We start from the raw sequence: 13,643 nt of genomic DNA, 5'->3' as shown, positions 1-13,643 counted from the left end.
TAGCCTTTTTTTCTTTGCAAAATTTGGTATAGTAAAAAGGACTAATTTAATAAATAATGGGGAAAAAGATATGGCCATTGAATCAGTTCATTTTGAAAATGTAACGAAGCGTTTTAAAATGTATCAAAACAATAAAGAAAAACTATTAGATATATTCGTACCTAAAGGATACGGTGAAGATTTCTACGGATTGCAACATATCAACTTCACTGCTTACCAAGGTGATGTCATTGGTGTGATTGGTATTAATGGTGCTGGAAAATCTACACTGTCCAATCTTATTACAGGAGTAGTACCTCCTACCACTGGTAATATAACGATTAATGGTAGTGCATCGCTTATTGCTATTGCATCAGGGCTTAACAATCAATTAACAGGTCGAGAGAATATTGAATTAAAATGTCTCATGTTAGGGTTTAATAAGAGAGAAATTAAGCAGCTGATGCCTGAGATTATTGACTTTGCTGATATTGGTAAGTTTATCGACCAACCAGTTAAAAACTATTCTAGTGGTATGAAGTCACGATTAGGCTTTGCCATTTCTGTAAATATTGATCCTGATATTATTGTCATTGATGAAGCCCTCTCGGTTGGTGACCAAACCTTTACTGATAAATGTTTAGATAAGATGAATGAATTTAAACAAAAAGGTAAAACCATCTTCTTTATTAGTCATAGTATTGCACAGGTAAAGAAATTCTGTGATAAAGCATTATGGCTAGAGGCGGGAGAAGTGAGAGATTACGGGACTATCGATGAAATTATTCCAAAGTATGAAAAGTTCCTAAAGGATTTTAAATCACTAACCAAAGAGGAACAGAAGAAATTTAGACAGGATATTTTAGATAGGCGTAGTCAGTTGAATAATTATACTGACAACATTGAACCCGATAATGCTAACATTGGTTCTAGTGATATTCAGCGAAGTTCAAGAGTAAAAAAACGTACAAAACCTAGTCGTAAAAAATGGAAATTTGTTTTAGGATTAAGTGCACTCTTAATATTATTATCCGTTAGCACGCTAGTTTTAATAAATAATTATCACTCAGCGACTCCGACTGTGAAGAACAACCAAACTGAATCATCTGCAGGATCAGAAGAACCCAAAGTTATAGAAGAAGGTTTAAAGGATGAATCATTAGATATTAGGTATGTAACGGTCTCAAGTGCTAATATAAGACAAGAACCAACAATGGAGAGTGAAGCTATAGACTTTGCTGTTTTTGGTTTTCCATATGAAGTATTAGAAGAAGAAGACGGATGGGCTAAAATCCAACTAAATGATAATGAGGAAGGCTGGGTTAGTACAACGGTTTTGGCAAGATTAAATAATACAGTTGTTGACCAAGAGATTGAGAACAAATTAAATGGCATTGTCGGTCCTGATATCCCTCTAGAAACTGTTATGAATACTTTAGGGAAAGGGCAAGTGATGGAGGAACCTCTTGAACATACAGAATTTATTTACAAAGATGAAGTAATCAATAGTGTGATTATTGATATGAATGGTCCATCTACAGATACCTTATTTAATCAATTAGGAGAACCAGATATGGAGTTAGAAGAGACGAAATCTTTCTTATATCATGGAGAAGAATTTGATTACTTATTTCAAGGAGTAGAAGATGGAACAATAAGCTCACTTCAGTTGATTAAAAGAAGTTAAAAAAAGGTCTTATTCTTAACCGAATAGGTTGATAGAATAAGACCTTTTTTTCTTATATATCTAAGTGTGATTTCAATTCTTCTTGTACTTTTAATTGCTCTTCATTCGAAACGATTAAATACCAAATATCATTGATACGCTGACCATTTCCGGATATGGTTAGTTGGTCAATTTTTCCGACTGCATTTTTATAATTTTTTTGGATATCACGCATTTCGTTGAAAGACAAGTTCGTTCTAACATTTTTTCCTAACGCATCTAAGATGTCATCATAGTTTGTGAGTGTGTTAATGCTCATCCCTTTTTTAATGACTCCTTGAATCACTTGACGCTGACGGTCTTGACGACCGAAGTCACCGTTTGGATCTTCTTTTCTCATCCTGACATAGGATAATGCTTCGTCGCCATTTAAGGTGTTTGTCCCTTCTGTAAAGGAAGAATTCCCTTGTGCAAATGCGAGGGAACTGTTAACTGTAATGCCTCCAACCGCATCAACAATATCTTTAAACCCTTCCATATTTACCTTAATATAATAATCAATTGGGATATCAAGGAAGTTTTCCACCGTGGCCATCGCCATTTCCTCATTGCCGAATGCATAAGCATGATTAATCTTATCATCAAAGCCCTTACCGACAATTTCTGTACGTGTATCTCTTGGGATGCTTAACATTTTCATTGATTGGTCATTTGGATTAACAGTGATAACAATGATTGTATCTGAACGCCCTTTGTCTCCGCTTCTTTCATCTACTCCGAGCATTAAAACAGAAAATGGCTCTTTCTCAGTCAGTGTAAGCTCCTGCTCTCTTTTCTCTGTTTTATACTTGATTGGTTGATGCATCGTTTCTACAGCCCCTGAAACAGAACGATAGACCATAAACCCATAGATGCCAACTGCAATGACTATTAACAGAACAATAGAACCAGTTATTTTTAACCATAACGGCTTCTTTTTCTTAGGTTGGCTACGCATTTCTTTTCCTCCATATAAATGTTAATTTAATCGATATATGTTATAGAATACCAAATTATTAGTTCGGTGGATATAAAATAAATGTAAAATAGACAGTATTAGACAAAAGTTCTTCTCATTCGTAAAGTGAATGTAAAAAAAATAATAAATACTGTCATATTTTAATATGTTAATATGAATGGTGGGGTATGTAGAATTTAGCACTACTGGAAAATTAGTTATAAAGTATCATAACTTTAGAAGAGGAGGAGAAAATGACTAAACTAAAGAAACATATTTCCATGTTTCTTATTGCTTTATTAGTATTCGGTTTAACTTCGAATATAGGATATGCGAATGAGATAAATAATAAAAGTGTTGAACAAGAACCAATTACATATGTTGTAAATGAAGAACAACAAGTTGCTGTATATCTTGAAGATTCACAAGAAAGCGAGATTTTATTTCATTTAATTAAAGATTCAGTATTTGATATCGTAGAATTAGGGGACGAGTACTCTTATATTCAAACAAAGGACGAAGAAGATAATGAAGTACTTGGTTACGTCCTTAATGAAGAAATCGATCAATATGCGATTGTTCAAGATAAACCTGATGAAGAAGAGCTAAGTGATGAGAAACAGGAAGAAACGATTGAGACCCCTTTGACAGAAGAACCGCAAGAGAATGCTCCTAATGAGGAAGAGGCGGTAAGTGAGGAGAATACTTCTATCGACTCAACAGAAGGACAAGAAAATCTTACTGAAGAGGATGAACTCACTGAAGAAGAAAGTCAAACAGATGAATTAAAAGAAGAAGAACAACAAGCGGTACCAGATGAACAGGAAGTAAGTGATGAGCAACCTGTAAAATCAAGAATGCTTATGAGTAAAGCTTTAGTTACTGTACAAGGTGTCGCACTTAAAAACCCCACAAATGTTTACACAGAATCCAGTCGAAATTCTACAGTGTTAAAGAGCTACTCTCAAGGTAAAATTCTTAAATTTGAAAAGTCAAATAATCAATGGTTACAAGCAACTGTTTATGTTAATGGTAAGGCAGTAGCTGGTTACATCAATAGTGATGATGTTGACTTACTTGTTGAAAAGCAAGAGAGTTCGAGAGGAATCGTTTATAACGAGAATCTACATGTTTATGCTACACCGTCTAAAAACTCGAATGTCTTAAAGAGTTATAAGGAAGGGCATACGGTTGTGTACCAAACATATTCTGCTCAATGGAATGAAGCGAGAGTTTATGTAAATGGTAAATGGCAATATGGCTTCATTCATGAAGATGATGTGATTCCAGAAAACACACCACAATCTACGTTAAATGGTGTGGTGAAAAATGAAAAACTCAATGTGTATAGCGGATTATCAAAATCATCTAATGTGTTGAAAAGCTATAATGAAGGTACAAGTGTAAAATACAGAACACATACTGAGAATTGGTATGAAGCGACTGTCTATGTGAATGGAAAAGCGACTACGGGTTATATTCATAAAAGTGATGTAATCAATAGTGATGCGAAGCAAGAGACACTCAGTGGCATTGCTAAAAAACGTGTCAATGTATATAGCAGTACTTCAACAAGCTCAAGTATCCTAAAAAGCTATAATGAAGGTAGTACCCTTAAATATAAAACCTTCACGAAGAATTGGTATGAAGCAACTGTCTATGTAAATGGAAAAGCAACAACAGGCTATATTCAAAAAAGTGCAACTATTGACGAGGATGCAGCTAGAACTGATTATAGAGGAGTGGCTTTGGCCTCGCCAACAAAGGTATATGCAGACGAATCAACTTCAGCTAATGTGCTGAAAAGCTATGGCTCTGGGTCCATCCTTAAGTATCGTTCGTATACTGACAACTGGTACGAAGCAACTGTTTATGTAAATGGAAAAGCAACAACAGGTTATATCAATAAAAAAGATGTTGAAAATAGTAAAAACCCACAACAAACATTAACAGGTACAGCACAATCAAAAGTGACAGTTTATACAAAGGCCTCTAATACGTCTAGTGTCTTGAAAACTTATAGTAAAGGTTCCAAAATTAAATATAAAACCTTTACATCGAATTGGTATGAAGTGACTGTGATTGTAAATGGAAAAGCACATACTGGTTATATTAAAACGAATACGATGGAAAAAGGATTACAAGGAAAAGTTATTGTGCTTGATCCTGGACATGGTGGTCATGACCCAGGGGCAATGGGCATAGAAAAGGACTTGAATCTTAACACCGCTAATTATCTGCGTTCTTATTTAAATGCCGCAGGAGCTGAGGTAATCATGACTCGGTCTACTGATGTATATTTAACATTAGCTGAACGTGTAGAAATTAGCCATCAATATAGTGCAGATGCTTTCATTAGCATTCACTATAATTCAAATCCAGACCCTAGTCCTAATGGAATTGAAACCTATTATTTACCTTCTAATGAGAATGAACGAGAGCTAGCCCAATTGATTCAAGATGGCGTTGTCGCTGAAACAGGGTTACGAGATCGTGGGGTTAAAAATAATGGGAACTTCCATGTCATTCGTGAGAATCAAAATGTGGCAGTCTTAGTAGAGTTAGGATTTCTTTCAAACCCTGAAGAATATGATGTTGTTACGAAAGCAGCTTATCAGAAAAAAGCAGCTAAAGGAATTTATAACGGTTTGAATCAATACTTTAATTAAAATAAGTATAAAGGAAGAGCGTAACTATTGGTTACGCTCTACTTTTTTATGTTCAGAATGTAAGTCTGCTTGTAAATATTTCACGAATCGATAACTCGCTTTACCGTCATTATTAGTATTCCACTCATGATTAAATGTATTTATTAAATGGTAATCAAAACATTGCTGACGAATGACTTCAATTAGCTCATTAGTGGAATAAACAACGGGACCGGGTACAAGTTCTTTATATTCGGTCCAAAAACCTCTACTTTCTTTATAATGATTTAAATCATATGGATAAAAAATCATAGGTTTATTCAATAATGAAAATTCAAAAGGAATAGAAGAATAATCTGTTACTAAAATATCTGTTAAGAAAAGTAATTCATTGGTGTTAGCAAAGTGAGAGAAATCATAAACAAAATCTTTCATACTATCATCGACAGTTACTGTATTTCTGATTGCTGGATGAAGCTTTAAAAGTATGAGGTAATCGGAATCTCTTAAATCTTGGTACAATAGTTCTAAGTCAATTTTGAGCTCATAAGTCTCTAAGTTCTCATCCCTAAATGTAGGGGCATATAGTATTAATTTCTTGGTACGCAGTTCAGGATATTGTTGCAGTAATCGCTCTTTTTTCTTATAAATACTTTCTTCGTGAAAAAACACATCTGTTCTTGGTATCCCAATAGGTAGGAAGTGATTTTCGTTTAGGTTAAACGCTTCTTTAAAAATTTCCTTCATTTTATCCGATCCAACAATGACTTGGTGGAATTGTTTATATACTTTTTGAAAACGTATTAATGCTTGTTTACTTCTTTTTTTATTTGAAGGATCCTTCAATCCGAAACGTTTAATCGCTCCATTCGCATGCCAAAGTTGGTAACACTTCACCTCTGTTTTAAATCGAATATTTGCTAAAAAACCATAGTAATTATCGACTAAAACAATTTTTGTCGTTGCCAGATGAAACAAGCCTTCTAAAAAGGCGATGGGTGATGATGGGGTGAATTGTAAAATTTGATCATCATCTTGTTTAATAGCATTGAATTCAGATGTTAATGAACTTTTCGTCAATAAAAAAATAGTGCGACAAGATTGCTCTTGTCGCTTCCATTCTTTATATATATTTATGCTATTCTCAGAAAAAGAAACTACATGAACAACTTTATCCTTAGTTGGAAAAAGAATATTAAAAAATTTAAAGACCATTCCAAAAAAGAATAAGTAGATATTTATAGCAATTTCTCTAGCCATTTTGTACTTCGAAAAGATCGTTTTTAATTTTAGATGTAGAAATACCTACTGTTCGAGGCAAGTATACTACTTCACAATATTCTTCCAAGAAATCAAATTTTCCTTCCCAATCATCGCCCATAACAAAAACATCAATATCGTTATTAATTACATCTTGAACTTTTTGATCCCAGTTATCTTCAGCAATGACCTTATCTACATAACGAATAGATTCTAGAATCATTTTTCTGTTTTCAAAACTGTGGTAAGCTTCTTTACCTTTAATTTTGTTAAATTCGTCAGAAGAAATAGCAACTGTTAAATGATCTCCAAGGTCCTTTGCTCTTTTTAATAGATTAATATGGCCCCAGTGCAATAAATCAAAAGTGCCATATGTTAATACCTTTTTCATACGAAAAACCTCCTCTGAAGCTAAAACGTCTTAGTATATCTATTTTAATATCGTCCAAAAGTCAGTCAATAATAGTCATAATATATATATTAAGGTAGTTATGGTCTGATTTCAAGTAAGATCAATGGTTGAAATAGCATATTTTTCTTCCTCAAAAATCTTAATAATCTTAATTATATTACCACTAAATATACTTACTTTAAACGCCATTCTAGAAATTGTAAGAAAAGTTACATATATGTTAAGAGTTTATTTAATTATTTCACATATATAAGTGATACGATAATATGGTTAAGGGAAGTATAATGGATTAGATGTACAAATAATAAAAAAAGCTTTATTATGATAAAATATTAACATTGATTATGAATGTCTGGGTGATTACACATGTTCTTATTTAACAAACGAAAAAAGAAGCAAAAGCCAAAATTAAAAGAACGTTTAATAATGATGCAAACTGAAGAGGAATTGTCAATTAAAGGTAAGTTATTACATTCTAAGTATAGAGTAGTTAGTTTGCTATTAAAAGCTCGTCTATCCGAAGAAGAGTGGGCGTTTACTAACGATGAAACCAACGATGGTTCTTTTTCATTTGAAGTTGGCCTAGCTAAATTGGTCAAAGATTTATCTAATAGTATAGATGAAAATTTTGATTGGTTCTTAAAAGTTATGGTTTCTACAGAAGACTTAACTGAGAACCAAGTCCAAAAATTAGAATTAAAAGCAGAATTCGTAGAAGAGGATGGGAAATTATACGCTGTTTATCCGATCCGCCTCGGAAGATTTGCTTACACAGAAAATCATGGATTTCAATACGTATATCATAATCAGAATAGTGGAGTTTGTTATTTAACGGATAAAGGAAACTTGTCTTTCTTGTTGAATAAACCCCCACTTGTCAAAGTTAAATCACAAATAGATCGAATGAAAACAGGTGAGAATTCTTTTAATATCGAAGGAAAGATATTCACAAAGGGTTCTAAAATCATTACATCGAAAATCGTCTTAAAATCAAGGAATACAAGTGATGAAATTGAATTAGGAATAAACCTTTCTTTCAACAAAGACCAAACATCAGAAAAATACGGTCTAAATCGTTATTACTATTCCTCTAAAATAAACCTAAATACAGTTAATAAAGGTTCGATACTTGAAGAAGATATTTATGACTTTTATTTGGTTATACAATTAAGCGATCAACTTGAGGAAAAATACATTCGCATAGGTAGACCAACTTTTAGAGCTAGACATTTTGTCAAGGAAAGTTACGGTATAAATGGACAAGAAGTAGCCATTGTAACACCTTACTATACATTTAAAGGATCAAATTTATCTTTAGAGGTCTTTAGTTTCGACTTTGATACTTTTAAGTTCTTACAGAAGAAATTAAAGTTTGCCTGGCTCCATCGATTATTAAATAGGCAAAAGGATATATGGTTAGTGGGTGAAAGGCCGTACAAAGCGCAAGATACAGGATATCATTTCTTTAAATATATGAGAGAGAATCATCCTGAAAAAAATGTTTATTATGTTATTGAATCAGATTCTCCTGAAAGAAAAAATATTGAACAGCTAGGAAATATTATTGATTTTAAATCTAAAGATCATATAATTAAGGCTTTAACTGCTAGAAGGATTATTGGTTCACATCATCCTGATTATTTATTCCCTATTCGCTCTAAAAGATTTAAAAATGCTGCAAAAGGGATTAAAGTTTTTCTTCAACACGGGGTTATGGGAACAAAAAATATGATTGCTAACTATGGTAAATCATCACAAGGTTTCGAAACGGATATGTTCATTGTTAGTTCTGAGTTTGAAAAAGAAATGATTGTTAATGATTTTGGATATAATCCCAAGGATGTTTTTGTTACTGGATTATCCAGATTCGATAGCCTTTTGAGTGATGATGTTTTGAAAAAAGAACAAATCTTAATTATTCCTACATGGAGAGACTGGATTACGAATGATGAAAGTTTTATCGAGAGTGAGTACTTTGCCCGGTACAAGGAATTGGTCAATCATCCTCACTTACACAAGCTAGCTGAACAGGGTAATGTTGAATTAATATTTTGTTTGCATCCTAATATGCAAAAATTTACGAACTATTTCTCAGATTCTCCTGTGAAAGTTATTAGTCAAGGTGAAGTTGATGTACAACATTTATTAAAAGAAAGTGCACTTATGGTTACTGATTATTCGAGTGTGGGCTTTGACTTTAGCTTTTTGCATAAACCAATTGTCTATTATCAATTTGACCGAGAGAGGTTTATTGGCAAACGCCCTTCTCATCTAGACCTAGATAATGACTTGCCTGGAGACATTTTTTCAGATGTTGATGGTGTATTATCGAGAATTGGATTTTATATTGAAAATGGATTTAAATCTTCCGAGGAAAATATCAAAAAAGCTAATAAATTTATGACATTTAGAGATAGACAATCCAGTCAAAGGATTTATCAAGCGATTTCTTCTTATCCAGGTAAGAGTTTTTATATGCAATTAATAGAAAATGATCTAGTAATGGGATTAGGAAATAGATTTAGAAAAAGTCGATACTACTTTCCGGCAATGAAGCTATTTTATAAAATGGCTAGAGTCATCATTCCGAAAGATAAAAAACTTATTGTTTTTGAAAGTGGAGTAGGTAAGCAGTTTGCAGATAGCCCAAGAAATATATATGAAGAAATTGTAGAACGTCAGTTAGATTATAAAAAAGTATGGATTATAAATAACAATATACGTTTCAAAGATAAAACAACTAGGAAAGTAAAAAGACTTAGTCCTAGATATTATTATTATTTAGCGAGAGCTGGTTATTGGATTAACAACCAAAATTTCCCAACTTATATTGAAAAAAGTAAACGTACGACATATATTCAAACATGGCATGGTACACCTTTAAAGAAAATGTTATTTGATATAGAAAACATACAAGGTAGGGATGAAACATATCTCGAGCGTGTACATCATGCTACTAAAAATTGGGATTATCTTGTTTCACCTAGTAAGTATGCTACAGAAGCGTTTCGAAGTGCATTTAGATATAAAGGTGAAGTATTAGAGGTTGGTTATCCAAGAAATGATATTTTTTATAAGCCAGAGCAATTTGAAATCATCCCTGAAGTAAAAAAGAAATTAAATCTACCTGAAGGTAAAAAAATTATTTTGTATGCGCCGACCTTTCGAGATAATGATACTAAAGGAAAGAATAAATTTCAGTTTAACCTTAAGATGGATTTACAGAGGATGAAAGAGGAATTAGGAGATGAATTTATTCTCCTAGTAAGAATGCATGTTGTCATCAGTAACCGTTTGGTTATAGATGATGAGTTAAGCGATTTTGTTTATAATGTATCCAACTATTCTGATATTAGTGATTTATATCTAATTAGTGATGTACTAATGACAGATTATTCCTCTGTTATGTTTGATTTTGCTAACACAGGAAAACCTTTATTGTTTTTCACGTATGATTTGGAAGAATATAAAAATGATATTAGAGGCTTTTATATGGATTTCGAAAATGAAGCACCAGGCCCATTTGTATTTAATACAGATGATATAATACAGGTGTTACACAAGTTACCAGCAATTGAAGAAAATTATGCTCAAAAGTATCAATTATTTAGAGAGAAGTTTTGTGGTCTAGAAGATGGTAATGCTGCTAATCGGATAGTGAATAAATTCTTCGTAAAATGAAAGGTTTAATAAAATGATCAAAAGGTTTTTAACGAGGGTAAAAAGATCACGTTATATTAAGCTACTATATAAAGTGATTTTTCAATTAATAGGTCTGTTACCAGCCAAAAAGAAGTTAATTATATTTGAAAGTTACCTTGGAAAACAATACAGTTGTAACCCAAGAGCGATATTTGAGTATTTACAAAAGAATTATCCAGATTATGATATGTATTGGAGTGTAGATCCGAGATATCATACAGCATTTTCAGAAAAAGGTTTAAAAACATTGAATCGGTTTTCAATCAAGTGGCTAATTGCAATGGCAAGGGCCAAGTACTGGGTCTTCAATAGTAGAACGCCAGGATGGATTCCAAAACCGAAACATACTGTCTATTTACAAACATGGCATGGGACACCATTAAAGAAATTAGCAGCAGATATGGATGAAGTGCATATGCCAGGTACGACAACAGAAAAATATAAAAGAAATTTTTTAAATGAGTCAAAGAGGTGGGACTTTTTAGTCTCGCCTAACCAGTATTCTTCAGAAATATTTGAACGTGCTTTTGATTTTAGTAAACAAATGCTGGAAACTGGATATCCAAGAAATGATTATTTATATACACATAATAACGAATCAACCATCCAACATTTAAAATTGCAATTAAATATTCCTCAAGACAAAAAGGTAATACTATATGCACCTACATGGAGAGATAATGAGTATTACGAAGTTGGAAAGTATAAGTTCAATCTTAAACTGGATTTGCAGAAGATGAAAGAAATATTAGGGGATGAATATATTATTCTTATGCGAATGCACTATCTAGTAGCTGAGAGCATGGATATAAGCGCATACGAAGGGTTTGCTCGAGATGTGTCTAAGCATGAGGACATTAGAGAATTATATTTAATTTCTGATATATTAATCACTGATTACTCCTCAGTATTTTTTGACTATGCTAATTTAAAGCGTCCGATGCTTTTTTATGTGTATGATATTGATAGTTATAGGGATAACTTAAGAGGATTCTATTTTGATTTTGAAAGAGAAGCACCTGGTCCATTAGTAAAAACAACAGAAGAAGTAATAAAGCAAATTCAGCATTTCAATCAAGTGGATAGTAATATACAATATAACTCTTTTTATCAAAGGTTTTGTTATTTAGAAAATGGTGAATCAAGTCGCAAAGTAGTAGAAAAGGTATTCAAAAAAAGCTGAATTTTTTCAGCTTTTTTTGTTTAAATAAGGATATATTATTTTGCCTTTATTGAAAGTCCAAGATTATTAGCAATAGTAGAATAAAATTTAATTGTTTTATCTTGATATGTTACTTGGTTGTGTAAAATTCTTTTAATATTAATAATCTGATAATCATTATATCTGATAAAGACTGTAAATAGTGAGTTATCCATTTTTTTCAAATCTTCTAATGGTACAATGAACTTCCCAATATTGTTATCAATCCATTCTATTGATACAATCAAATCATTTTCTACATTACTTCTGTCTCTTATTAATATCGATTGAACATTTTTTAAATTGTCGCCGTATATTTCAAAGGTTTGGTGATATTTATTGTTAACAATATATGAATCAAGGGCCCGGGAAAACATAGGTATTCTAATGAGATTAAATGGTTCTTCTAAGAACGGTACTTCATAGTAAGGGAGTCCATCTTTAATTAGGTATTTTTTATTTGTATCTCTCTTATTCCATTCAAAAAGTTGAATGAATTCTCCTATTCTATTATCCGTATATAATTTGAATGCGGTTTTGAATAGAGGATTTTCAAAGTTATCTATGAAGTTATACTCTAGGTTAAAAGTAGTTTCATACATATCTTTTAGAATATTAATAAATGGTGTCTTATCTTTTGCTTTAAGAAATTCAGTGCTTTCGAATATTCTCATAAAGTCATACTCATAAATCCGATTTAGGGCAATTTTTTCGTATTCTAATGGTAATTTCTTTTGCTTAAGGAATTCGATTACATTTAAATCGGCTTTTCTTTTATCAAGAATTTCAGTAGTTTTAGTAAGAGATTGATTATTTTCTTCCATTCTATTTACATAATAAATTGGCCTTGTAGTTGTTGATACATTATTACATTCTGTTAAAAAATCAAAGAAAAATTGTTTATCTTCCCCAAACTTTCCATCCGGGAATCCAATATCATTTTGATTAATAATACTCAATTTCATCATTCTAGCAGTTGGGCCCATATGATAGAAAAAGTGAGGTATATCGAATGGAGATATTGACCTTCTCTCCTTCACAGATGCGTATTCTCCAATAATACTTAGAGACTTATCTTTCACCTTTATCGTTTTACCTACAACATAATCATCATTCGTTTCTTCTAAAATGTTTAATAAATTTTCTAATCCGTTTGTATCAAACCAATCATCAGAATCTAAGAATGTTACATATTTACTATTAGATAATTCAAGTCCTATATTTCTGGGTGTTCCTGGTGATCCAGTATTAGTTGATAGTGTTACGACAGTTATATTTTTATGTTTTTCAGCATAGCTCAGGGCAATATTTCTTGTATTATCTGTAGAACAATCATCTACTATTATATATTCTATATGTTTTGAATCTAAAGATTGATTTACAACAGAAAGTATCGTTTTTTCTAGTGATTTTTCTGCATTATATGCAGCAGTAATAACTGTAATTAGTTTTTCTTGTTTTTTAAAGAATTTGCTCATTAGTTTATTAGAATAGTTAACGATGCTAATTTTATTACTGTTTAGAAGTTCTCTTGCATGTGCTCTATTTATACTTGTCATTTTATTTGTACTCCTTAGCACTGTGATTTTAACCATATTATAATTTATTTCCCTATTATTTCATATTCAAACACTGTATGACCAGGTTAAAAGAACTGCAATCTATAAAAAATTGTAAAAATATAAGACAAATTGTCGATATTAAAAGTAATGCTGGTTACTAGTCAATGGCTTTGGTAAAGTGAATTTTGTGAGTTTAGGAGGTGTAGAGTTTTATTT

General features: G+C 31.9%; 7 protein-coding genes and 1 pseudogene. 4 read left to right on the top strand and 4 right to left on the bottom strand.

Going from position 1 to position 13,643, the window contains the following annotated elements; translation table 11 throughout:
• Window positions 1-70 precede the first annotated feature (70 nt).
• On the top strand, window positions 71-1,666 hold the full coding sequence (tagH, locus tag MKY26_RS14590) for a teichoic acids export ABC transporter ATP-binding subunit TagH (RefSeq protein WP_341097942.1): 1,596 nt from the start codon (window positions 71-73) through the stop codon (window positions 1,664-1,666).
• A 52-nt stretch (window positions 1,667-1,718) separates the two neighbouring features.
• Here the strand turns inward: tagH and tagU are convergent, their stop codons facing one another.
• Complete coding sequence (gene tagU, locus MKY26_RS14585) at window positions 1,719-2,642, bottom strand: polyisoprenyl-teichoic acid--peptidoglycan teichoic acid transferase TagU (RefSeq protein ID WP_341097940.1); 924 nt, start codon at window positions 2,640-2,642, stop codon at window positions 1,719-1,721.
• 254 nt (window positions 2,643-2,896) lie between these two features.
• Between tagU and MKY26_RS14580 the strand changes: the two genes are divergently transcribed.
• Window positions 2,897-5,311 carry an N-acetylmuramoyl-L-alanine amidase gene (locus tag MKY26_RS14580; RefSeq protein WP_341097937.1) on the top strand — a complete coding sequence of 805 codons (2,415 nt, stop codon included), beginning with the start codon at window positions 2,897-2,899 and terminating at the stop codon, window positions 5,309-5,311.
• Between the two features lie 24 nt (window positions 5,312-5,335).
• On the opposite strand, the gene MKY26_RS14575 is transcribed toward MKY26_RS14580, so the two are convergent.
• Together MKY26_RS14575 and tagD are read right to left on the bottom strand one after the other, a co-directional pair.
• Entirely contained in the window at window positions 5,336-6,550 is a 1,215-nt protein-coding gene (locus MKY26_RS14575) for a CDP-glycerol glycerophosphotransferase family protein (protein WP_341097935.1), read from the bottom strand.
• Window positions 6,543-6,941, bottom strand: a complete 399-nt coding sequence (gene tagD / locus MKY26_RS14570) for a glycerol-3-phosphate cytidylyltransferase (RefSeq protein ID WP_307315881.1) — start codon at window positions 6,939-6,941, stop codon at window positions 6,543-6,545. The genes MKY26_RS14575 and tagD overlap by 8 nt, the downstream gene beginning before the upstream one ends.
• Before the next feature lie 387 nt (window positions 6,942-7,328).
• Between tagD and MKY26_RS14565 the strand changes: the two genes are divergently transcribed.
• Both MKY26_RS14565 and MKY26_RS14560 read left to right on the top strand, forming a co-directional pair.
• Window positions 7,329-10,643 carry a CDP-glycerol glycerophosphotransferase family protein gene (locus tag MKY26_RS14565; RefSeq protein ID WP_341097933.1) on the top strand — a complete coding sequence of 1,105 codons (3,315 nt, stop codon included), beginning with the start codon at window positions 7,329-7,331 and terminating at the stop codon, window positions 10,641-10,643.
• Between the two features lie 19 nt (window positions 10,644-10,662).
• Window positions 10,663-11,847 (top strand): annotated as a pseudogene (locus MKY26_RS14560) (CDP-glycerol glycerophosphotransferase family protein); the annotation flags it as partial.
• Window positions 11,848-11,882: 35 nt separating this feature from the next.
• Here the strand turns inward: MKY26_RS14560 and MKY26_RS14555 are convergent.
• Window positions 11,883-13,424, bottom strand: a complete 1,542-nt coding sequence (locus tag MKY26_RS14555; RefSeq protein ID WP_341052228.1) for a glycosyltransferase family 2 protein — start codon at window positions 13,422-13,424, stop codon at window positions 11,883-11,885.
• Window positions 13,425-13,643: the final 219 nt, after the last annotated feature.

Origin of the sequence: Cytobacillus sp. FSL R7-0680 (assembly GCF_038009245.1) — a bacterium.
Classification (GTDB): domain Bacteria; phylum Bacillota; class Bacilli; order Bacillales; family Cytobacillaceae; genus Cytobacillus; species Cytobacillus kochii.
The sequence above is the reverse complement of the archived record's forward strand: the minus strand, read 5'-3'. Positions and strand labels throughout refer to the sequence as shown.

Bases quoted from the DNA above. Each gene is read 5' to 3' on its own strand.
- tagH (WP_341097942.1), top strand. From the start codon at position 71: ATGGCCATTGAATCAGTTCATTTTGAAAATGTAACGAAGCGTTTTAAA.
- MKY26_RS14580 (WP_341097937.1), top strand. From the start codon at position 2,897: ATGACTAAACTAAAGAAACATATTTCCATGTTTCTTATTGCTTTATTA.
- MKY26_RS14555 (WP_341052228.1), bottom strand. From the start codon at position 13,424: ATGACAAGTATAAATAGAGCACATGCAAGAGAACTTCTAAACAGTAAT.
- tagU (WP_341097940.1), bottom strand. From the start codon at position 2,642: ATGCGTAGCCAACCTAAGAAAAAGAAGCCGTTATGGTTAAAAATAACT.
- MKY26_RS14575 (WP_341097935.1), bottom strand. From the start codon at position 6,550: ATGGCTAGAGAAATTGCTATAAATATCTACTTATTCTTTTTTGGAATG.
- MKY26_RS14565 (WP_341097933.1), top strand. From the start codon at position 7,329: ATGTTCTTATTTAACAAACGAAAAAAGAAGCAAAAGCCAAAATTAAAA.
- tagD (WP_307315881.1), bottom strand. From the start codon at position 6,941: ATGAAAAAGGTATTAACATATGGCACTTTTGATTTATTGCACTGGGGC.